This is a genomic window from Streptococcus sp. cx1, from assembly GCF_052384325.1.
Lineage (GTDB): Bacteria > Bacillota > Bacilli > Lactobacillales > Streptococcaceae > Streptococcus > Streptococcus salivarius_G.
In genome coordinates this window covers 1-20,794 of record NZ_JBQSUN010000009.1, presented here as the reverse complement: position 1 = coordinate 20,794, position 20,794 = coordinate 1, and the positions used below count along the sequence as shown (strand labels likewise).

The 20,794-nt window shown below is 41.0% G+C and carries 16 protein-coding genes, 17 tRNA genes and 1 rRNA gene; 1 reads left to right on the top strand and 33 read right to left on the bottom strand.

All coding sequences use genetic code 11. From position 1 onward, the window contains the following. Positions 1-72: 72 nt before the first annotated feature. Entirely contained in the window at positions 73-912 is an 840-nt protein-coding gene (locus ACT170_RS10375; RefSeq protein ID WP_444818279.1) for a CHAP domain-containing protein, read from the top strand. Positions 913-1,104: 192 nt separating this feature from the next. Here ACT170_RS10375 and purH read toward each other — a convergent pair whose 3' ends face one another. The 33 genes from purH to rrf form a co-directional block, all read right to left on the bottom strand. After that, the gene (gene purH, locus ACT170_RS10370; RefSeq protein WP_444818278.1) at positions 1,105-2,652 is read right to left on the bottom strand and encodes a bifunctional phosphoribosylaminoimidazolecarboxamide formyltransferase/IMP cyclohydrolase; all 1,548 of its coding nucleotides are present in this window, start codon (positions 2,650-2,652) and stop codon (positions 1,105-1,107) included. Continuing rightward, positions 2,649-3,401, bottom strand: coding sequence for a hypothetical protein (locus ACT170_RS10365; protein WP_315968253.1), 753 nt, complete (start codon positions 3,399-3,401; stop codon positions 2,649-2,651). The genes purH and ACT170_RS10365 overlap by 4 nt, the downstream gene beginning before the upstream one ends. After that, positions 3,398-3,952 (bottom strand): phosphoribosylglycinamide formyltransferase, encoded by a 555-nt coding sequence (purN, locus tag ACT170_RS10360; RefSeq protein ID WP_410536647.1) that lies wholly within the window; start codon positions 3,950-3,952, stop codon positions 3,398-3,400. The genes ACT170_RS10365 and purN overlap by 4 nt, the downstream gene beginning before the upstream one ends. After that, entirely contained in the window at positions 3,952-4,974 is a 1,023-nt protein-coding gene (gene purM / locus ACT170_RS10355) for a phosphoribosylformylglycinamidine cyclo-ligase (RefSeq protein WP_410536649.1), read from the bottom strand. The genes purN and purM overlap by 1 nt, the downstream gene beginning before the upstream one ends. Before the next feature lie 210 nt (positions 4,975-5,184). Continuing rightward, positions 5,185-6,624: an amidophosphoribosyltransferase gene (gene purF, locus ACT170_RS10350; RefSeq protein WP_002889568.1), complete on the bottom strand. Its 1,440-nt coding sequence runs from the start codon at positions 6,622-6,624 to the stop codon at positions 5,185-5,187. Between the two features lie 154 nt (positions 6,625-6,778). Further along, positions 6,779-10,504, bottom strand: a complete 3,726-nt coding sequence (locus ACT170_RS10345; protein WP_444818277.1) for a phosphoribosylformylglycinamidine synthase — start codon at positions 10,502-10,504, stop codon at positions 6,779-6,781. 66 nt (positions 10,505-10,570) lie between these two features. Then, on the bottom strand, positions 10,571-11,278 hold the full coding sequence (purC, locus tag ACT170_RS10340; protein ID WP_002886293.1) for a phosphoribosylaminoimidazolesuccinocarboxamide synthase: 708 nt from the start codon (positions 11,276-11,278) through the stop codon (positions 10,571-10,573). A gap of 258 nt (positions 11,279-11,536) precedes the next feature. After that, complete coding sequence (locus ACT170_RS10335) at positions 11,537-11,782, bottom strand: phosphopantetheine-binding protein (protein ID WP_004181960.1); 246 nt, start codon at positions 11,780-11,782, stop codon at positions 11,537-11,539. Continuing rightward, positions 11,782-12,786, bottom strand: a complete 1,005-nt coding sequence (gene plsX / locus ACT170_RS10330) for a phosphate acyltransferase PlsX (RefSeq protein ID WP_013989885.1) — start codon at positions 12,784-12,786, stop codon at positions 11,782-11,784. Before plsX ends, ACT170_RS10335 begins: the two co-directional genes overlap by 1 nt. 211 nt (positions 12,787-12,997) lie before the next feature. Further along, the gene (gene recO / locus ACT170_RS10325) at positions 12,998-13,771 is read right to left on the bottom strand and encodes a DNA repair protein RecO (protein WP_014633756.1); all 774 of its coding nucleotides are present in this window, start codon (positions 13,769-13,771) and stop codon (positions 12,998-13,000) included. Further along, positions 13,758-14,933 (bottom strand): pyridoxal phosphate-dependent aminotransferase, encoded by a 1,176-nt coding sequence (locus ACT170_RS10320; protein ID WP_014633755.1) that lies wholly within the window; start codon positions 14,931-14,933, stop codon positions 13,758-13,760. Before ACT170_RS10320 ends, recO begins: the two co-directional genes overlap by 14 nt. Positions 14,934-15,025: 92 nt before the next feature. Beyond that, positions 15,026-15,991 (bottom strand): ribose-phosphate diphosphokinase, encoded by a 966-nt coding sequence (locus ACT170_RS10315; protein WP_014633754.1) that lies wholly within the window; start codon positions 15,989-15,991, stop codon positions 15,026-15,028. A 211-nt stretch (positions 15,992-16,202) separates the two neighbouring features. Continuing rightward, entirely contained in the window at positions 16,203-17,702 is a 1,500-nt protein-coding gene (locus tag ACT170_RS10310) for a PcsB-like coiled-coil domain-containing protein (RefSeq protein ID WP_048790884.1), read from the bottom strand. Positions 17,703-17,786: 84 nt separating this feature from the next. After that, the gene (gene mreD, locus ACT170_RS10305) at positions 17,787-18,311 is read right to left on the bottom strand and encodes a rod shape-determining protein MreD (protein ID WP_022495821.1); all 525 of its coding nucleotides are present in this window, start codon (positions 18,309-18,311) and stop codon (positions 17,787-17,789) included. Between the two features lies 1 nt (position 18,312). After that, entirely contained in the window at positions 18,313-19,143 is an 831-nt protein-coding gene (gene mreC, locus ACT170_RS10300; RefSeq protein ID WP_048674036.1) for a rod shape-determining protein MreC, read from the bottom strand. A 57-nt stretch (positions 19,144-19,200) separates the two neighbouring features. Further along, positions 19,201-19,288: transfer RNA gene (locus ACT170_RS10295), tRNA-Ser, on the bottom strand. Positions 19,289-19,292: 4 nt separating this feature from the next. Then, positions 19,293-19,366 (bottom strand) — tRNA-Ile (locus ACT170_RS10290). Positions 19,367-19,397: 31 nt separating this feature from the next. Next, a tRNA-Gly gene (locus ACT170_RS10285) sits at positions 19,398-19,468 on the bottom strand. 9 nt (positions 19,469-19,477) lie between these two features. Next, positions 19,478-19,550 (bottom strand) — tRNA-Phe (locus tag ACT170_RS10280). A 3-nt stretch (positions 19,551-19,553) separates the two neighbouring features. Beyond that, positions 19,554-19,627: transfer RNA gene (locus ACT170_RS10275), tRNA-Met, on the bottom strand. 9 nt (positions 19,628-19,636) lie between these two features. Beyond that, positions 19,637-19,726 (bottom strand) — tRNA-Ser (locus ACT170_RS10270). Positions 19,727-19,745: 19 nt separating this feature from the next. After that, positions 19,746-19,819: transfer RNA gene (locus tag ACT170_RS10265), tRNA-Ile, on the bottom strand. 16 nt (positions 19,820-19,835) lie between these two features. After that, positions 19,836-19,909: transfer RNA gene (locus ACT170_RS10260), tRNA-Met, on the bottom strand. 5 nt (positions 19,910-19,914) lie between these two features. After that, positions 19,915-19,988, bottom strand: a tRNA-Pro gene (locus ACT170_RS10255). A 6-nt stretch (positions 19,989-19,994) separates the two neighbouring features. After that, positions 19,995-20,068, bottom strand: a tRNA-Arg gene (locus tag ACT170_RS10250). Between the two features lie 14 nt (positions 20,069-20,082). Next, positions 20,083-20,168, bottom strand: a tRNA-Leu gene (locus ACT170_RS10245). Positions 20,169-20,174: 6 nt separating this feature from the next. Further along, positions 20,175-20,246: transfer RNA gene (locus ACT170_RS10240), tRNA-Gly, on the bottom strand. 6 nt (positions 20,247-20,252) lie between these two features. After that, positions 20,253-20,325, bottom strand: a tRNA-Thr gene (locus ACT170_RS10235). A 12-nt stretch (positions 20,326-20,337) separates the two neighbouring features. Next, positions 20,338-20,419, bottom strand: a tRNA-Leu gene (locus tag ACT170_RS10230). 5 nt (positions 20,420-20,424) lie between these two features. Continuing rightward, positions 20,425-20,497: transfer RNA gene (locus tag ACT170_RS10225), tRNA-Lys, on the bottom strand. 18 nt (positions 20,498-20,515) lie between these two features. Further along, a tRNA-Asp gene (locus ACT170_RS10220) sits at positions 20,516-20,588 on the bottom strand. Between the two features lie 2 nt (positions 20,589-20,590). Continuing rightward, positions 20,591-20,663: transfer RNA gene (locus tag ACT170_RS10215), tRNA-Val, on the bottom strand. A gap of 5 nt (positions 20,664-20,668) precedes the next feature. Further along, positions 20,669-20,784: ribosomal RNA gene (gene rrf, locus ACT170_RS10210) — 5S ribosomal RNA — on the bottom strand. Positions 20,785-20,794: the final 10 nt, after the last annotated feature.

Sequence of the window (20,794 nt, the reverse complement as noted above, 5' to 3'; positions counted from 1 at the left end):
CTTAAGGGAGGCTTAAACGCAAAAATATCTTCATTTTCCTGAAAAACTGCGAATAGGTAAGTGGAGGTTAAAATGAAGAAAAAATTACTAAATTGTCTCTTACCGCTAGCTTGTCTAGCGACTGTTTCGGTTTCGTGTGGCAGCTCTGCTCAGGCGGCTGTCCTCGGAGATGACTATCCTTCCTCTTGGAAATACGGTGGCTTCGGTGTCGATCCATGGACCATGTACTGGCGTCAGTGTACATCCTTTGCGGCCTATCGCCTCAGTAACACCAACGGTTTCACTCTGCCTGTAGGTTATGGAAATGCCATCACTTGGGGTAGTATCGCACGTGCCAATGGTCACCGTGTGGACATGAATCCTGCTGTAGGGAGCATCGCCTGGTTCTCGGCCGGTGTCAATGGAGCTGGTCATATGGGGCATGTTGCTTGGGTAGCCGAGGTGAATGGTGATCAGGTGACTATTGAAGAATACAACTATAATGCTGGGCAAGGACCTGAGAAATACCATAAACGCAGTTTCCATAAGAGTCAAGTGTCTGGCTATATCCATTTTAAAGACCTCGAACCAGGAGCTCAAAATGGAAATCCTGCTAACTCTTCTATCAAGGTTGGCGATACCGTCCGCTTCACAGGGACCTTCCGTGTCACATCAATCGTAGGAGGTAACATCACCAGCCAAGATTTAGCTGGAGGTACACCAACCAAACACAATATCGTTGACCCTGGACCAGTTCTTGAAGTTGATGCACAAGGCAATCCAACTTCAGATCAGTACCTCAATCCTGGTGAGACCTTTACTATTCCAGGTAACTTCAAAGTGCTTGCTATTGACCCACCAAGCGACGGCATCCTCGTCCAAATCGGAAATCGCAAGACTTGGGTAACCCAATCTGTCCTTGAAAAGGTTTAAATCTATTGAACAATCGTGAGAACGGTTGTTTTTTTTGATGCACTGAAAGAAAAAAGCCCAGCGGATGCTGAGCTCTTAGGAAATTTATGAAAAAGAAAAGATATTTAGGATGGTATTAGTATAGCTGGGAGACCTTAAAGGAAACTTAAGGCATCTAAAAAACATCCAATTGCTTGGATGTTTCGTAAGTTCTTAATGACGGAAGTGACGAACGCCTGTAAAGATCATTGTCAAACCATGTTTATCAGCTGCTTCGATTGACTCTTGGTCACGTACTGATCCACCCGGTTGGATGATAGCCTTGATACCTGCTTTAGCGATTTCTTCCACGTTATCTGCAAATGGGAAGAAGGCATCTGAAGCAAGAACAGCGCCGTCAAGACGGTCTTTAGCTTGGTCAATGGCGATGCGGACGGAAGCCACACGGTTAGTTTGACCAGGACCAACACCAAGTGTCATGTGGTCGTTAGTCACGATGATTCCGTTTGATTTGACGTACTTGATAGCTTTCCAAGCAAACTCAAGAGCTGTCGCTTCTGTCTCAGTTGGTTGACGTTTTGTAACCACTTGCCAGTCAGCTGGACTTTCTTTAACAACGTCTTGGTTTTGAACGAGAAGTCCACCAACAACACCAGTGTATTCTGCTTCCACTTCGCTAGCGTCTTGAGCGTCAAATGGCAACTCAAGGATACGCAAGTTTTTCTTCTTGGTAGTCAAGATTTCAAGCGCTTCATCTGTATAGCTTGGTGCAATAATGATTTCAAGGAAAACACCATGCATTTTCTTAGCTGTCGCAGCATCTACCTCACGGTTGAGAACGACGATACCACCGAAGATTGACACTGGGTCGGCTTCATAAGCGTAATCCCAAGCTGTTTCGATGTCGTCAGCTTGACCGATACCACATGGGTTCATATGTTTCAAAGCCACAACTGTTGGACGGTCTTTGAAATCACGGATGATACGGATAGCGGCATCAGCGTCACGGATATTGTTGAATGACAATTCTTTACCGTTAAGCTGTTTAGCTGAAGCAATTGAGTAAGCCGTTGGCAAACCTTTTTGGTAGAAGTCTGCGTCTTGTTGAGGGTTTTCACCGTAACGCATTGGTTGCTTAAGGTCATAAGTTAAAGTGAGTTTTTCAGGTTTTGTTTCACCCACTTGAGCTGTGAAGTATTCTGCAATCAAAGCGTCGTATGAAGCTGTGTGACGGTATACTTTCGCTGCCAAACGTTGACGAGTTTCGTAACTTGTTTCACCGTTTGCTGACAATTCGTCAAGAACAACAGCATAATCAGCAGGATCTACCACAACTGTTACGCTAGCATGGTTTTTAGCTGCTGAACGAAGCATTGATGGCCCACCGATATCGATGTTTTCAACTGCGTCAGCGTAAGTCACGTCTGGTTTGAGAATGGTTTCCTTGAATGGATAAAGGTTTACCACAACAAGGTCAATCAATTCGATATTATTGTCCTTAGCCGCTTGAAGGTGGCTATCGAGGTCACGACGAGCGAGGAGACCACCGTGGATATTTGGGTGGAGAGTCTTCACACGACCGTCCATCATTTCTGGGAAACCAGTCACATCGTCAATAGCAATGGTTTCGACACCAGCATTATCAAGGGCAACTTTGGTACCACCTGTTGAGATGACATCCCAACCTAGTTTTTTGAGTTCTTGGGCAAATTCAACAATGCCCGCTTTGTCTGAGACACTAATTAGTGCGCGTTTAGTCATAATTCCTCCTTTGGTAATTCAATTTTTGAAAAATTTTTATCTATTTCGTCAAAAAATTTTTCCACCCTATCTTTGCCAAATTTAGTGATTAAAGCTTCCTTTTGAAACTTAAAACTCTTAATTTTGTCCGTAAAAATAGATTCCATTTTTTCATTATATTCTACAATCATATCCTTATAATTTTCGAGCATCATTTTTTGCAGTTTTTTTGTGAATTCTCTAGTTAAAAAACCTTTGCTTTCATGACCAGTAAATGGGTCTAAAATTTTGGGTAAATATACTACATTCCATGGGGCAGCAAATGCGTAGCAATTAAGTGTTTTACCAAATATATGTGATATTTGGTAATTTACTAATTTCTTTTTCTTATTACTATTCTTTTTACTATAGTCCGTGTATTTTTGTAAAACAGAAGTTGGCTTTTGGTTATTGCTTTTATCTATTTTAATAAAGTCAATACCATAAACGTGCTTATAAAAACACCTCAGCAATTCCTCAGATTCTCTATCTTTCTTATTACCAAATGTACGAACATAAACAGTATTGCCTCGCTTGTTTATGCCTTTACTTCTTTCATCAATTGACTGTTTTAAATCTTTCCAAGCTTCCCCTGCCTCTGGATACTCAATTTTATAAAGCGAAGTATTTGCAAAATTCCACAGCTCATTTAAGATATCTGTATCAGACATACTTGGAAAGACTTTTTCAAAAAAAAGTTTATAACCATCCAATTCGTTATAATTCATCATTTCCTCTCCACTCCCAAACTATCCAACACCTCCGGATACAACTTGTACTCTGCCTCATGAATCCGAGCTTCAAAGCTTTCAATCGTGTCATCAGCTAGTCGTGGCACACGGACTTGTTTGATAACCTTACCAGTGTCCACACCAGAATCCACCCAGTGAATGGTCACACCAGACTGGTCAACATCTGCATTCCAAGCATCCTCAATACCATGAGCACCTGGAAATTCTGGAAGGTAAGCCGGGTGAATATTGATGATACGGCCTTCATAAGCTACTAGCAAGGTTGGGCCAACGATTTTCATATAACCCGCCAAACAAACCAAATCAATCTGGTGTTCATCCAAGAGTTTGACAATAGCTTCTTCGTAAGCTGCTTTATTGTCAAATTCCTTGAGTTCAAAGGCATAGCTAGCTACACCTAGATTTTTGGCACGTTCTAAGACATAGGCATCACGGTGATCTGAAAAGACAAATTCTACTGGAAATTGTTCCGCAATCACCTGGAAGTTTGAGCCGTTGCCAGAGGCAAACACAGCAATCCTTTTAGCCATTATTTAATCACCACACTTGCGCCATCTTTCTTCACAATTCGACCGATTTCATAAACAGGTTCGTCAAGAAGTTCTTTGACACGTTCCACATTTTCTGGTTTCACCGCAAGCATGAGACCAATACCCATATTAAAGATTTCAAACATTTCTTCGTGTTTGATGTCACCATATTTTTCAAGGGCTTTGAAAATTGGAAGTACTGGGACCTTGCTTTCGTCAATTTCAGCAGCCAAGTCATCTGAGAACATACGTGGTACATTTTCGATGAAACCACCACCTGTGATGTGGGCAATACCGTTAACCAATTCTTCTTTAATCAATGGCAAAGCTGCTTTGACGTAGATACGAGTTGGTTCAAGAAGAACGTCTTTAAGTTTTTTGCCTTCAAGTTCTGGGAGGACTTCTTCACCTGTGTAATCAGCAAAGACACGACGAACGAGTGAGTAGCCATTTGAGTGGATACCGCTTGAGGCAAGTCCAAGAAGCACATCACCTTCAGCCACTTTTGAACCGTCAATGATTTGAGATTTTTCTGCGATACCTACCGCGAAACCTGCCAAATCATAGTCGTCTTCTCCATACATACCAGGCATTTCAGCAGTTTCACCACCAATGAGGGCAGCACCAGCTTGCACACAACCTTCAGCCACACCAGCAACGACCTGTTCCAATTTAGCTGGTTCATTTTTACCAGTCGCTACGTAGTCAAGAAAGTAAAGGGGCTCAGCACCTGCAGCGATGATATCGTTAACACACATAGCCACACAGTCTTGACCGATAGTATCATGTTTATCGTACTTGATAGCAAGCATGAGTTTAGTACCGACACCATCTGTACCTGAAATCAAAACGGGCTCTTTGACACCTGTTTTTGAAAGGTCAAACATACCACCGAAGCCACCGAGAGCTCCCATGACACCTGCACGCTCTGTACGGGCAACATGTTTTTTGATACGTTCAACAACTTCATAACCTGCTTCAACGTCCACACCCGATTGGGCATACGCATTTTTATTTGTCATTTGTTTATTCCTTTTCTTTTTTCGAGAAAAATTGCGACGTATTTTTAGATAAACCATCTTTTTATCTAAAAATACTAGTCAGGTCTCCAGCTTTGGCCCCATAGGGCAAAGCGTCTACTGACAAATGCTTTAGCTTTTAGTCAGTAGTGAGACGTGGAGCGTAAGCATTTTTAGACATAATTTTTTCCTCTTTTTTCTTCTGCACTGCTCTTAATAGAAAGAAGTGTGTTCTTTCAAACTTTCCAAATAGCGTTCTTCGTAATCGTACAATGGTGTTGGATATTTACCATCGAAGTAAGCCACACAAAGGCCACCGTTTGGTGCATCTGTGTCAATTCCAATAGAATCAATCAAGCCATCAATTGACAAGTAAGTCAAGCTATCCGCACCGATGATTTCCCGTGTTTCCTCAACTGTATGATTGGCCGCAATCAATTCCTTACGTGTTTGAATATCAATACCGTAGAAACATGGGTAGGCAAGGGCTGGACTACCGATTGCCACGTGGACCTCTGTTGCTCCTGCTTCTTTTAGCAAATTAACGATACGACGTGAGGTCGTCCCACGTACAATAGAATCGTCAATCATAACCACACGTTTGCCTTTAACAACACCTGATACGGCAGAGAGCTTCATACGAACCCCTTGCTCACGTAACTCTTGTGTTGGTTGGATAAAGGTACGTTGAGTGTATTGGTTTTTAATCAAGCCCATTTCATTTGGCAAGCCTGATTCTTCTGCAAATCCCATGGCTGCGCTAAGTGATGAATTAGGCACACCAACTACAATATCTGCTTCATGTTTGAATTCACGTGCCAATTGAGCACCCATACGTTTACGAGCTGTATGGACATTGACCCCTTGGATATTTGAATCAGGACGGGCAAAGTAAATATACTCCATTGAGCAAACAGCCAATTGGGTGTCCGTTGTATAGTTATCGTAAGTAATGCCATTATCATCGATGATAACAACCTCACCTGGATTCACATCGCGAATCCACTCTGCTCCAACCACTTCAAAGGCACAGGTTTCAGATGAAACCACAATAGCTCCATTGGCCATCTTACCAATAGAAAGGGGACGGAAACCATTTGGATCCAAGGCTGCAATGAGCTTGTCCTCAAGCATGAGGAGGTAAGCAAATCCACCTTTAACAGTGTTCAAGGCTTCTTTCACCTTACCCATGAAGGATGGGTTATGGCTACGACGAATCAAGTGGGCCAAAATTTCTGAGTCAGAAGTCGAGTTAAAGATTGCACCATTTTTTTCCAACTCACGTCTAAGTGACTCTGCATTAGTCAAGTTCCCGTTGTGGGCAAGTCCAAACTGATTGTCATAAAACTTAAACAAGAAAGGTTGAATATTGTCTACAGAAGCTTCACCAGCAGTCGCATAACGAACATGACCGATAGCAGCTGTTCCAGTTAGCTTGTCCAAGTTGGCTGGATCACGAAAAACTTCTGAGAGAAGCCCCATATCACGATGACGCTTCAATTGACCCGCATCATTTGAGAGAATTCCTGCTCCCTCTTGACCACGGTGTTGGAGACTGTGAAGTCCGAAATAAGTTAATTTGGCAGCATCTGGGTGACCCCAGATACCAAAAACACCACATTCTTCATTAAGAGATTTAACTTCGTATGTCATTTTTTATACCTTTTATTTTTGATATTTTCCTTATGCAAGGCGAACGAAAAACTGTTTCTAGCCTCTCATTTCACTAATTGGAACTCAAGTTTTCAAGCTCTTTATAACCACTGCATATCGAAAAATATCATTACTGAGTACACTTGGCACTCTATTATTTTCCAGTAAAGTATTTAACCGCTGACGCAAAGAGGTGTTGGTCTTTATTTCCTGGAATATTTTGGAAGAGACCGTCTTCGAAACGTTCTGAGTGACCCATCTTACCAATAATTTGACCATTCTTGCTTGTGATACCTTCGATAGCATTCACAGATCCGTTAGGATTGTATTTTGAATCCATGCTTGGTTTACCTTCGAAGTCAACATATTGGGTAAAGATTTGACCATTGTCACGAAGCTCTGCAAATTCCTCAGCTGTCACGACAAACTTACCTTCACCGTGTGATACTGGGATGGCATGAATGTCACCAACTTCTACTCCAGCAAGCCATGGTGAGTTCGTGTTGGCAATACGTGTTTCAACCATCTTAGCCACGTGTTGATTGGCATCATTGTAGAAGAGGGTTGGACTAGTACTGCTTGCATCTTCAAAGTTACCATATGGAAGAAGACCTGATTTGACAAGAGCTTGGAATCCGTTACAGATACCGATAATCAAACCACCACGTTCGATGAAGCTATCAATGGCTACACGTACTTTTTCATTGAGCAAGATGTTAACGATAAATTTAGCTGATCCATCTGGTTCATCGGCTGCTGAGAAGCCTCCTGCAAAGAAGATAATGTTAGCTTTTTCGATATTGTCAACCATGGTGTCAACAGACTTGACAATAGCCTCTTCATTAAGTGTTACAAATGGTACTAAGTTGACTTTTGCACCTTCTTTTTCAAAGGCCTTAGCTGAATCGTACTCAGAGTTCGTACCCGGGAATACTGGGATGTAAACCACTGGTGTCTCAACTGTTTCTTTAGCTTTGATAACAGCATCTGATGCCACAACAGGTACTTCTTCCAACTCAGTTGCTTGTGAAAATTCCGTTGGGTAAACTTCTTCCAATTTACCTTGGAAGGCACTGTCAAGTTTGTGTCCATCAAGCGTTACACCATTGACAGTAAGTGTAAAATCAGCTGCTGTTTGTCCAATCTTGGCAACCCCTGCAATATCTTCCGGAGATGTGAAGACAAATCCACCCAATTGAGCTGTCAAGGCAGTCTCAAGATTTTCAAGGGTTACAGTGGCACCAATATGGTTACCAAATGTTGCAAGGGCAAGAGCTTCAAGGACACCACCATATTTGACAGCTGATGCAGATGTGACTTTATAATCAGCTTGGATGGCTTCAAACTTAGCAAAGTTAGACTTGATAAGATAAAAGTCAATTTCTTGTGCCAAAGCTTGACCTGGGATGTAATAGATATTTTCACCAGCAGCTTTAAATTCTGGAGAAAGGACCTTACGGCTATCTGCAGTTGTGACACCAAAAGCAACTAAAGTTGGTGGTACTGTCAATTCTTCAAAGGTACCAGACATAGAGTCTTTCCCACCGATAGATGGCAACCCAAGTTGAATCTGAGCTTCAATGGATCCAAGAAGAGCTGATACTGGTTGACCAAAACGCTCTGCTTGTTTATCCATACGCTCGAAGTATTCTTGATAAGAGAAACGAGCCTTAGACCAGTTTGCACCAGCAGCAACCAAGCGAGCGGTTGCTTCGATGACCGCATAAGCCGCACCATGATATGGAGACCATTCTGCTACATAAGGGTTGAACCCTTGCGCCATAACAGAAGCAGTTGTTGTCACACCATGTTGGACTGGCAATTTCTGTACAGAAGCTTCCGTTGGTGTGATTTGGTAGCGACCACCAAGTGGGTGATTGACTGTTGAACGACCAACTGAGCTATCAAAGATAGTTTGCAACCCTTTTTGACTGGCATGGTTAAGATCAGCCAAGACTTCAAGAGTATCAGCTTCAAGGGTTTCGGCAGATGTTTGGCGTTCTTCTGGAAGCTTGACATCCTTGTCAACTACCTTAGCATCCACAACTACACGTACACCGTTTGTATCAAGGAAACGACGTTCCAAATCAACGATGGTTTCGCCATTCCAGTGCATAACAAGATTTGGTTTTTCAGTCACTGTCGCAACGACAACAGCATCAATATTTTCTTTATTACATTCAGCAACGAAGGCGTCTACATCATCTGGACGAACCACTACAGCCATACGTTCCTGAGATTCAGAAATGGCAATTTCTGTACCGTTCAAGCCTTGATATTTCAATGGCACTTTGTCTAGATTAATTTCAAGACCATCTGCCAATTCACCGATAGCCACGCAGACACCACCAGCACCAAAGTCATTTGATTTCTTGATAAGACGTGTCACTTCCCCATTACGGAAAAGACGTTGAATCTTACGTTCTTCGATGGCATTCCCTTTTTGAACCTCAGCACCAGCTGTTTCAACAGATTCAACCGTTTGAACTTTAGATGAACCTGTCGCACCACCGACACCATCACGTCCAGTCTTACCACCGAGCAAGATAATCACATCACCTGCTTCAGGTTTTTCACGGACAACATTTTCCTTAGGAGCCGCACCGACAACGGCACCTAGCTCCATACGCTTAGCAACAAAACCTGGGTGAAAGTATTCACGTACATAAGTTGTTGCAAGACCAATTTGGTTACCGTATGAAGAATAACCGTGAGCTGCTGTTTTAGAAATCACTTGTTGTGGTAATTTACCAGCACGAGTTTCAGCAATTGGTGTTGTAATATCACCAGCACCTGAGATACGCATGGCTTGGTAAACGTATGAACGACCTGACAATGGGTCACGAATGGCTCCACCAATACAAGTAGCTGCACCACCAAATGGTTCAATCTCCGTTGGGTGGTTGTGGGTTTCGTTCTTGAACATGAGAAGCCATGGCTCTTTCACACCATTGACATCCACTTCAATTTCAACAGAGCAGGCATTGATTTCATCAGACACTTCCATGTCGTCCAAACGACCATTGGCACGCTCATAACGTCCAAAAATAGTCGCCATATCCATCAAGGTTTGAGGTTTTTCTGTACGTCCCAACTCATCACGCATGGCAATATACTTGTCATAAGTCGCTTGCAATTGTTTTTCAAATTTAGAAGCTGAGAAGTCGATATTTTTCAACTCAGTCTCGAAAGTAGTATGACGACAGTGGTCAGACCAGTAAGTATCCAAAACCTTAAGCTCAGTCTCAGTTGGCACACGTCCAATAGACTTGAAGTAATCTTGAATGAAGAGAAGGTCATCCACTTCCATTGCCAATCCTTGCTCTGCCTTATACTTAGCAAAATCTTCTGCCGTATAAGTTTCAAAGAAATCCAAGCTTGGAATGGTCTTGTCAGACTCAGAGAAATCCTGTTTAGCAATACCAACAGTGATATCTTTGAAACGAGAATCCACTGGGTTCAAAAGGTAGTTTTTGACAGCTTCCAACTCATTCGCATCGATATCCTTGTTAACCAAGTACAATTGCGCTGTGTTCACTGTTACGTCATTTGAACTACCAAGCAAAAGCAAAGCTTCTTGTGAAGATGCTGCACGTTGGTCAAATTGACCAGGCAAACTTTCGATAGCAAAGAAAGCATACTTCTCAAGATCAGCCTTAACCACAGCCTCGTCCAAAACAGTATCAGTCACTTGCTCAGAGAAGATGTGTTTTTCCGCACGCGCAAACAAGTCCTCTGCCAAATTAAAGACATCGTAAACCTGAACAATACGAAGATCATTCAAAGTTTTCAACTGAAGATTATGCTTTAATTCTTTTACTAAAGACTGAGATTTCACACGAAAATCAGCTTTTTTCTCAACGAAAATACGTTTATCCATTTTATTTCCTTTATCTATTTCTACTTAAAGATTGTAGTGAAGACCAAGTATTCTATTTGTAAAAGGCTACTTCAATCCTTGCAATTTTTCCAATACAACTTCATAAACATCTGTCAAGCTACCAAGATCACGACGGAAAACATCCTTGTCCATATGGTGCCCTTCAGCATCCCAAAGGCGGCAGTTATCTGGTGAGAATTCATCTGCCAAGATAATCTTGCCATCCTTATCAAAACCAAATTCCAATTTGAAGTCAATCAAGCGAAGACCAATTTGTGCAAACCAATCTTTTAGCAATTCATTGATACGACGCGTTTCTTCCTTGATATAAGCAATTTGTTCATCATTGGCAATATCCAAGAACTTCACATGCTCATCATTGATGAATGGGTCATCCAAATCATCGTTCTTGTAGTAAAATTCAACGATTGGAGTTTTCAAGTCCAAACCTTCTTCAACGCCAAAACGTTTAGAGAAAGAACCCGCAGTCACATTACGAAGAACAACCTCCAAAGGAATGATAGTAACTTTCTTGTTAAGTTGTTCGGTATCAGAAATACGTTCGATAAAGTGAGTAGCTACACCCGCAGCATTCAATTTTTCAAAAATAAGAGACGAAATCTGATTATTTAGCACACCTTTTCCTTTAATAGTCTCCTTACGAGCACCATTAAGCATGGTTGCCTGGTCCTTATAGACCGACTTAATCACATTTTCGTCTTCTGTACTATAAATATCTTTAGCTTTCCCAGTATAAATCAGTTGGTTTGACATGGAATTGTTCGCCTTTCAAGTTTATTCGTCTTAATTATACCACACCAGAATCCAAAAACCAACATATAGCAAACTTTATTACTTGAGTAAAAAAGTAATGTTCGTGTTTTAGTCCTTTTTTAGAGTTTCTTAATAAATAATGTATAGAAAAAAGGAGTGTGACAGAACTAAATCCATATAACATTTAGTTTCTTGCCTCACTCCAACAAAATAACAATCGTATAGTACACAACTATTATATTATTACGTCTAGCTTTCTTATTCTTTATTCAATTCCTCAGACAAATAGTCCAACAAATCAGCTACCTTAACCATATGGTCAATAGTATCATCGGAAATCTCAAGATCGAACTCATCCTCCAAATTAATAATGAATTCCATAAGCTCTATTGAATCCACACCCAAGTCATCTAATTTGGTAGCTTCGGTTAAAACAATGTCCTCTTTACCCATCTGCTCTTGAATTACGAGCTGCATTTTCTGAAGAATTTCTACTCTACTCATCAGTTAGCCTCCTCTTTCGGACTAAAGGCTTCAACTAGCTGCTCAACAACCTTAGTATCAAGCATCGTACGAACCTGCTTAATAGTGTAGTAAACCGCCTTAGCATCACTAGATCCATGACATTTTACTACGGGAGCTTTAAGACCAAAGAGAACCGCACCTCCAGCGCTAGAGTAATCCATAGTCTCTTTCATCCCTTTTAGGCTGTCTTTCAATAGGAAGGCACCTAACTTAGCTTTAAGACCACCATTCATGATAGCTGACTTAAGGGTCTTCATAGCACCAAGTCCCGTTCCTTCGATTGCCTTAAGAACTGCATTTCCGGTGAAACCATCAGCTACGACCACATCAGCAGCTCCAGACATAATTTCACGCGCCTCAACATTACCAACAAAGTTAATACTTGGCTCCTTAGATAAGAGCTCAAAAGCCTCCTTACGAAGACTATCCCCCTTTGTTTCCTCAGTCCCATTATTAAGGAGACCTACACGAGGGTTGGCAATTCCACGCACATTTTTAGCATAGAAAGATCCTAAAATAGCATATTGATGCAAATGACTAGCTGTATTTTCCGCATTAGCACCCAAATCAAGCATATCAAAGGGTTGACCAGTAAAACTTGGCATTGTTGACATAAGACCTGGACGCTCAACTCCCTTAATACGTCCGACCACAAAGAGACCTGCAGCCAGAAGGGCACCTGTATTTCCCGCAGAAATCACGGCACCTGCTTTTTTCTCCTTAACAGCCTGTGCACCTAAGACCATTGAAGCTTTTTTCTTCTTACGAATGGCTTTAGCTGGCTCATCATCCGAATTTATCTTTTCATCAGTATGCACAATGCTCACACGTTCATTCGCTGTCAAATAGGTCTTAATTTTAGCTTCATCACCATAAAGCTGGATTTCAATATCTTTGAAATCTGCTATAGCTTGGTTGACACCCTCTACAATTGCTTGTGGCGCATTATCGCCACCCATAGCATCTACTGCAATTACATGCATAGCATTCTCCCTCTTGTCCTCTGCCATAAAACATAAACTCAGATTTCTATCAATAAAATATTATGTAACTAAAATAGACTAGTTCCCTGTTTCTAGCAGAGTCTTTCAGCTTATTATCTTCTTATTATAGCACGAACTGACTTGCATTTTAACCCCTGAGACTGAAAACCATTACTTTCCTGTTTCACGTGAAACAAAAAGAAGATAATGTCTAGTCAGCACTATCTTCTTTATTCATAATATGACCCCAAGAATTTAGATTATCAATAAACTTCTTACTTTTAAGATGTATTCCAACATAATTATCATAGAGGTCATCAATAAAATGTCGTAGCTTTCGTTTCATGTCATCCTTAACAGATATGCTTCTCAATTCCTCAAAAGAAAGCCCCTGAAAACAATCTAAAAGATAAGGTACATTAGGATCTAAGTGACTACGCCTTTCATCCTCTGCATAATGATTTGGACAAAGTAGCCCCGAGAACTTATACGAAAAATCAAAAGGAAGGCCCACACGATGGCAAAAGACACACTCGTGAAAATTCAATCGTACACCGAAACGGTCTAAAACCTGAATCTCAAAGATATTAGTCAAGATTTCATAATCCAAGCCTTCTTCCATTAATTCAAGCGTCTTCTCCAAGAATGCAAATAATTGTGCATCTGCTACACCGTCAGCAATAGCAGCATCCGTCAGAGCAGCTAAATAAGTCGCATAAGACAGCTTGAAAATATCGCTTGTAATTTCCTTGAAGGACTCTGCCTGGCTATAATCCTCTATGAAAGATAAGCCCTCATCATTTACAGTCATCATGAATTCAGCGATGGTTAAAGGTTGAATCACAGCACTTAATTTACCTGACCCACCACCTCTAACAAAAAACATCCGTTTACCAGCTTGCTCGGTAAAAATCTTAACTAGCTTATCGTTCTCACGATAATTACGATTGAAGAGGACAAGCCCTCTACTCTCAAGCTTCTGCATGTTCTTCCATAAACTCTTTCAAACGAGCCATAGCTGTTTCAATAGTATCCATGCTAGCTGCATACGACAAACGAACATAGCCTTCGCCATACTTCCCAAAAGCAACCCCTGGGATAATCGCAATAGCTTTTTCACGAGCAAAGTCTTGACAGAACTTAAAGGAATCTTGAGTATAGCCTTCTGGAATCTTAGCAAAGATATAGAAAGCACCATCAGGTTTAATAATTTTGAAACCAAGTTCAGTCATTTTTTCAAGAATATAATCACGACGCTTCAAATACTCAACTTTCATTGGTTGGGCATCATCTTTACCAGCAGATAAGGCTTCAATAGCTGCAAATTGTGCCATAGTAGCTGCAGCTGTTACCAAATACTGGTGACTCTTAATCAACTGAGCCGTCAAGACTGCAGGTGCAAAAATCAAACCAATACGCCAGCCCGTCATCGCATGAGATTTAGACAAACCATTAATCAAAATCGTTTGTTCTGGCAAATACTCAGCAATAGATACATGTTGGTCCACATAAGTTAGCTCAGAGTAAACTTCATCGCTAACAACAAAAATATCGTATTTTTTCAGAACTTCAGCTAAATCTTTAATCTGTTGACGTGAGTAAGTCACACCTGTTGGGTTAGTTGGGTAGTTAAGCAAAACTGCTTTAAGCTTATCTCCCTGCTCCAAAATTGCCTTTTCTAACATCTCCGGAGTCAAAACAAAATCATTAGCTGTTGTATCAATTTCAACAATTTCAGCACCAACTAGATTTGCAATCGGTTCATATCCAGGATAGGCTGGTGCAGGTAAAAGAATCGTATCTCCTGGCTCCAAAATAGCCGTCAATGTTGCAGAAAGGGCTTCTGTAGCTCCAATAGTCACCAAAATTTCATTATCTGGATTATAAGTAAGATTATATTTTTCCTTAACAAAATCTGCCGCAGCTTGACGCAAAGCAGGAAGTCCTGCCATACCTGTATAGTGAGACTGGTTAGCATCGATAGCAGCTTTAGCTGCTTCTTTCACATGATCTGGAGTCGTAAAATCAGGTTCACCAAGTGTCAACTTTTTGATACCTGGTACATCTGAAATTGATTGGTCAAACTGACGAATCATCGAAACTTCAATCTTATCTAAATTTTTATTAAAACGTTGTGTTAAATCCATCACTGTCACCTCTTTGCAATTATGCCTTACATTATATCAAAAACTCAAACGCATTTAAACACCAAAAAAAGCTAGCCTAGGCTAGCTTTAGTCTATTTATGGCCCATTTCAAACAAAGGTGACAATGGACGTTTTTCATGAATACGAATAATTGCCTCTGAAATCAAATCAGCAATTGAAATTTGTTCAATCTTATCAATCAAACGTTCTTCTGGAAGATAAATCGTGTCCAATACGACAAGCTTCTCAATAGCAGATTTTTGAATATTATCAAGTGCTGGACCTGACAATACAGGGTGAGTACATGAGGCATAGACATGAGTTGCACCAGCTTCAGCAAGCGCATCCGCCGCATGACAGATTGTACCTGCAGTATCAATCATATCATCAATCAAGATACATGTTTTACCTTCAACGTTACCAATGATATTCATAACCTCAGAAGTGTTCATTTTATCAACACTACGACGTTTATCAATGATTGCGATTGGTGTTTTCAAACATTGAGCAAGTTTTCGTGCACGAGTCACACCACCATGGTCTGGAGAAACAACAACAACATCATCTCCAGTAAGACCAGCACGATCAAAGTAATCTGCGATAAGTGGTGCCCCCATCAAATGGTCTACAGGAATATCAAAGAATCCTTGAATTTGAGAAGCATGGAGGTCAACTGTCAAAAGTCGATCAACACCTGCAACCTCAAGCATATTAGCAACCAATTTAGATGTGATTGGCTCACGTGAACGTGCCTTACGGTCTTGACGTGCATAACCATAATAAGGCATAACAACACTGACCGTTTCTGCACTTGCACGTTTTAGCGCATCAACCATAATCAAGATTTCCATCAAGTTATCATTTACAGGAGAGCTTGTAGATTGAAGAATAAAAACGTGATGACCACGGATAGATTCTTCAATATTAACTTGAATCTCACCATCTGAAAATTCACGAACACTTGATTTTCCGAGTTCAATACCCATTTTATCAGCAACTTTTGCTGCTAATTCCTGGTTAGACGATAAAGCAAACAACTTCAAATTCGTATAAGACATGATTTCCTCCAAAATATCTACTAAACCATTCTACCTTTTTTTAGATTGATTTTCAATGCAAAATAAATGGTGTCACAGTAACTTAACAAGACTAAAAAGATTTAACCTTAACCTCGACATTTTCCCGTCTAAAAGTAATTCCAGAAAGTAAAGACATTTTGCTATAAAATAAAAACGATTCGAGAAAATTCGAATCGCCTTTTTGTAGTCATTATGGGTAAATATAGTATACAGAACCACCATGAGCTGAAGATGTTGGATCAAATGTACCACGGTAGTTACCGATTGACATGTTACCTGCATAGTTTGATTCCATAACTTGAATTGAATTTGCACTTGATGCTGATGTGACGTAAGCTACGTGACCATAACCACCACCATCATTTGGCCAAACCGCAATTGCTCCGGCTACAGGAGTTGTACCAACTGAGTGGCCAGCTGCTTGTGCGCTAGCAATCCAGTTTTTAGCATTACCCCAGTAGTTACCAACCCATGAAGCTAATGATTTAGCACCCCAAGTACATTGACCAACAGGATATGTATTAGGAGTTGAGGCAGCTGATACCTTAGGTGTTTCAGCTACTGGAGCTGGTGCTTCTGAAGCTGCAGGTGCTTGACTTGCTGGTGCTTCTGAAGTTGCTGCAGGTGCTTCGCTAGCAGGAGCTGGTGCTTCTGAAGCTGCAGGAGCAGCTGATTCTGGTTGTGCTTCAGATGTTGCTGGAGCAGCAGGCTCTTGTTGTGCCTCTGAGGCAGCTGATTCTGGCTGTGCTTCAGGCTCTTGTGTTGCTTCTGAAGTTGCAACAGTTGGCTCTTGAGTTGTTTCTGAAGTTTCTGATGAAACAGGTTCTTGTGCTACTTCTGAGGCTGTTGCTGTTTCTGAAACAGTAGCTTCTGAAGGTTGAGCTACTGCTTCTGAAGTTGCTGCCGCCTCTGATTGAGCTACAAATGCTGCCGCTTCTGAAGATGCTACTGCTTGTGCTGCTGCCTCTGATTCTGCAATTGCTTGAGACTGAGCAACTGATGCTGCAGTTGAAGCTGCCACTGCTTCTGCAGTTGATTTAGCAGAAACAAGTGATGTTTTTTCATCTTGAGCTGTAGCCAATTCTGCAGCCAAAGTAACTTGTGCTGCTTCTAGTTCTGCTTGTTGAGTTGTCAAACCAGCTTCTGTTGTTTCAAGTTCTGCTTTATTAGTTGCAATCTCATTGATAGCAGCCTGGTTTTGTTCTTGTTTTGCAGCAAGCTCTTTTTGATCAGACTCTTGTTTTGTCAACATGTCATTATTAGCTGTAACAACTTTTGAAATAGCTGTGATACGAGTAATAGCTTCAGAGATTGACTTAGAGTTCAAGATAGAGTTAATGTAGCTAGTCGCAGTATTATTTTGTTGAGCACTACGAGCTTGTTTCGCCAAAGAATCTTGACGAGCTACAATTTTACTTGATAATTCTTGAATTTCAGATTCCAAATCTGCTGATACTTTTTCAAGTTCAGCATTTTTAGTTTCCAATTCTGATTTTTGTGTTCTAAGTGTAGATACTTGAGATTGGATTGTAGCAACTTGCGCTTGTGCAGTCTCTTGTTGAGAAGCAAGGTTACTAATTGCGTTATCTGCAGCAGCGATTTGCGAATCATAATCCTCTGCATGTACTGATGCAGCTGCTGATAAGGTTACACCACTTACCAACACTGCTGAAAGAATACGTTTTTTCATAATATAAAATACTACTCCTTTTCGATAAGACCTATTAATTGTATCAAAAAATGGCGCAAACTTTGTTACGCCAATATTACAGTTCTATTTAAATCTATCAACTGACAGATACAAAAATAATTTTTCAAGAATAGGTTTAATAAAGATAAAGGTCAAAAGATTAAACACTATACTAGGACTTAGTTGATAAATAATAAAATCCGTCACAGACTCATTGGAGAAACCATAAAATAAGGCAAAGCCAAAATTTATAGTATCAAAGAGAAAGAGGAATAAAAACATTAACAAAAAATCAACATAGGTATTTCTCTTAACAATTCGACCTAGCTGAGTTAACAGATAGCATAACAGCGGCAGAGTTAGAATTACTATACCAACTGTTTTGAAATAATAGGTATCATAAAGAAATCCAAAACAAACAAGGTAAAGAAAGGAATACTTATTTGGAAAATCAAGAGTTAAGATAAAAATATAAATAATGAAAAGATGAGATGATAGAAAAAATTCAGGAGATAAATAATGATTAAGTATCATCGAAATATGACCATCCCATAGAAAAGGAACAATACTCAGTAAGAAAGGAATAATAGAATACTTGGATAATTTCATATTATTTACCATCTCCAACTAAAGTAACATAAGAAATTTTATCAAAATCAGCATAAGGTTTTACCAAAATCGTACGATTTCCTTCATAATCACTCACAGAGTCTACAGTACCAATTGGAACATCCTTTACTGATACATCATCAAGACCACTTGTAACTACTTCAGTCCCAACCTTAACGTTAGAAGATGAATTGAGTTGTGTCATCTCTAACAGCTTCTTTTTATTATCATAACGAGATATAATCCCGAAAATCTGGTTATCATCCTCTGATTTGACGCTAGAAGCAAGGTAACTATCACTAGAACTACTAGAAAGTAAAGAAATAGTAGTAGTATCATCATATACCTTAGTTACAAAACCAATTACTCCACCATTAGAAGTTGCTAGCATAGATTTACTAACATTCTTAGACTTACCGACATTAATCGTTAACTCTTTTAACCAAGTCACAGAAGGTCGCATAGAAACTTCAGCAGTGAGAACATTATCACGACTTAGCTTGTCCGAAAGATTAAGCGAAGCTCTTAAAGAATCATTCTCTTCTTGCAAGTTAGAAATAATAGATGATTGATTTTCTAAATTCGATAAAGATTTTTTTAAATCTTGATTCTCATTATAGGTTGATAAGAGATCAGAAATAACATTATGAGATTTTGATAAAGCAATAAATGGAACTGAAACAACTGAGTCTACTTTGGTAACGAAACCCGAAACATTAGACGAGATATCCTTGGTTAATTTTTTATTAGTAAAGACAAAAGAAAAAAGCATTACAAAAAATAGAATAATAATAAACCCATAAAGAAGAAATCGATAAAAACTATTTTTCATTTTGTCACCTCAAAAAAAGAAAACGAATTATCTAAAAGATAATTCGTCATAATACTACGGAGAATGGGGGATTCGAACCCCCGCGCCAGTTACCCGACCTAACGATTTAGCAAACCGTCCTCTTCAGCCTCTTGAGTAATTCTCCAATATGGGCACGAGTGGAATCGAACCACCGACCTCACGCTTATCAGGCGTGCGCTCTAACCATCTGAGCTACGCGCCCAAGCAAATGCTTGGCTATAATATCCAAATAAAGCGGGTGACGAGAATCGAACTCGCGACAACAGCTTGGAAGGCTGTAGTTTTACCACTAAACTACACCCGCTTAACAAAATGGCGCGAGACGGAATCGAACCGCCGACACATGGAGCTTCAATCCATTGCTCTACCAACTGAGCTACCGAGCCATATTGCGGGAGCAGGATTTGAACCTACGACCTTCGGGTTATGAGCCCGACGAGCTACCTAGCTGCTCCATCCCGCGTTAATTATAAGGAGGATGTGGGATTCGAACCCACGCACGCTTTTACACGCCTGACGGTTTTCAAGACCGTTCCCTTCAGCCGGACTTGGGTAATCCTCCAAATATTATAATTAATATATGGACCTTGTAGGACTCGAACCTACGACCGCTCGGTTATGAGCCGAGTGCTCTAACCAGTTGAGCTAAAGGTCCAAGAAATCCATATATATAGCGGCGAAGGGGATCGAACCCCCGACCTCCCGGGTATGAACCGGACGCTCTAGCCAGCTGAGCTACACCGCCATAAATCGGGAAGACAGGATTCGAACCTGCGACCCCTTGGTCCCAAACCAAGTGCTCTACCAAGCTGAGCTACTTCCCGATAAAATGCACCCTAGAGGAGTCGAACCTCTAACCGCCTGATTCGTAGTCAGGTACTCTATCCAGTTGAGCTAAGGGTGCTCATTATTATATTATGCCGAGGACCGGGATCGAACCGGTACGAAAGTTTCCTTTCGCAGGATTTTAAGTCCTGTGCGTCTGCCAGTTCCGCCACCCCGGCTCCTCAAGCGAACGACGGGATTCGAACCCGCGACCCCCACCTTGGCAAGGTGGTGTTCTACCACTGAACTACGTTCGCATTTTATGCCGGCTACATGACTTGAACACGCGACCCTCTGATTACAAATCAGATGCTCTACCAACTGAGCTAAGCCGGCTAACTTTTCTAATGCGGGTGAAGGGACTTGAACCCCCACGCCGTTAAGCGCCAGATCCTAAATCTGGTGCGTCTGCCAATTCCGCCACACCCGCATATATGACCCGTACTGGGCTCGAACCAGTGACCCATTGATTAAAAGTCAATTGCTCTACCAACTGAGCTAACGAGTCTCAAATATTTCTACTTGACGGTCCCGACGGGAATCGAACCCGCGATCTTCGCCGTGACAGGGCGACGTGATAACCGCTACACCACGGGACCTATGGGAGTTAACGGGATCGAACCGCTGACCCTCTGCTTGTAAGGCAGATGCTCTCCCAGCTGAGCTAAACTCCCTATGCGCTAAGCGACTACCATATCTAACAGGGGGCAACCCCCAACTACATCAGGCGTACTAGGGCTTAACTTCTGTGTTCGGCATGGGAACAGGTGTATCTCCTAGGCTATCGTCACTTAACTCTGAGTAT

Coding starts and splice junctions, on each gene's coding strand:
- ACT170_RS10375 (WP_444818279.1), top strand. CDS start 73: ATGAAGAAAAAATTACTAAATTGTCTCTTACCGCTAGCTTGTCTAGCG.
- purH (WP_444818278.1), bottom strand. CDS start 2,652: ATGACTAAACGCGCACTAATTAGTGTCTCAGACAAAGCGGGCATTGTT.
- ACT170_RS10365 (WP_315968253.1), bottom strand. CDS start 3,401: ATGATGAATTATAACGAATTGGATGGTTATAAACTTTTTTTTGAAAAA.
- purN (WP_410536647.1), bottom strand. CDS start 3,952: ATGGCTAAAAGGATTGCTGTGTTTGCCTCTGGCAACGGCTCAAACTTC.
- purM (WP_410536649.1), bottom strand. CDS start 4,974: ATGACAAATAAAAATGCGTATGCCCAATCGGGTGTGGACGTTGAAGCA.
- purF (WP_002889568.1), bottom strand. CDS start 6,624: ATGACATACGAAGTTAAATCTCTTAATGAAGAATGTGGTGTTTTTGGT.
- ACT170_RS10345 (WP_444818277.1), bottom strand. CDS start 10,504: ATGGATAAACGTATTTTCGTTGAGAAAAAAGCTGATTTTCGTGTGAAA.
- purC (WP_002886293.1), bottom strand. CDS start 11,278: ATGTCAAACCAACTGATTTATACTGGGAAAGCTAAAGATATTTATAGT.
- ACT170_RS10335 (WP_004181960.1), bottom strand. CDS start 11,782: ATGAGTAGAGTAGAAATTCTTCAGAAAATGCAGCTCGTAATTCAAGAG.
- plsX (WP_013989885.1), bottom strand. CDS start 12,786: ATGCATGTAATTGCAGTAGATGCTATGGGTGGCGATAATGCGCCACAA.
- recO (WP_014633756.1), bottom strand. CDS start 13,771: ATGCAGAAGCTTGAGAGTAGAGGGCTTGTCCTCTTCAATCGTAATTAT.
- ACT170_RS10320 (WP_014633755.1), bottom strand. CDS start 14,933: ATGGATTTAACACAACGTTTTAATAAAAATTTAGATAAGATTGAAGTT.
- ACT170_RS10315 (WP_014633754.1), bottom strand. CDS start 15,991: ATGTCTTATACGAATTTGAAGTTGTTTGCTTTATCGTCTAACCAGGAA.
- ACT170_RS10310 (WP_048790884.1), bottom strand. CDS start 17,702: ATGAAAAAACGTATTCTTTCAGCAGTGTTGGTAAGTGGTGTAACCTTA.
- mreD (WP_022495821.1), bottom strand. CDS start 18,311: ATGAAATTATCCAAGTATTCTATTATTCCTTTCTTACTGAGTATTGTT.
- mreC (WP_048674036.1), bottom strand. CDS start 19,143: ATGAAAAATAGTTTTTATCGATTTCTTCTTTATGGGTTTATTATTATT.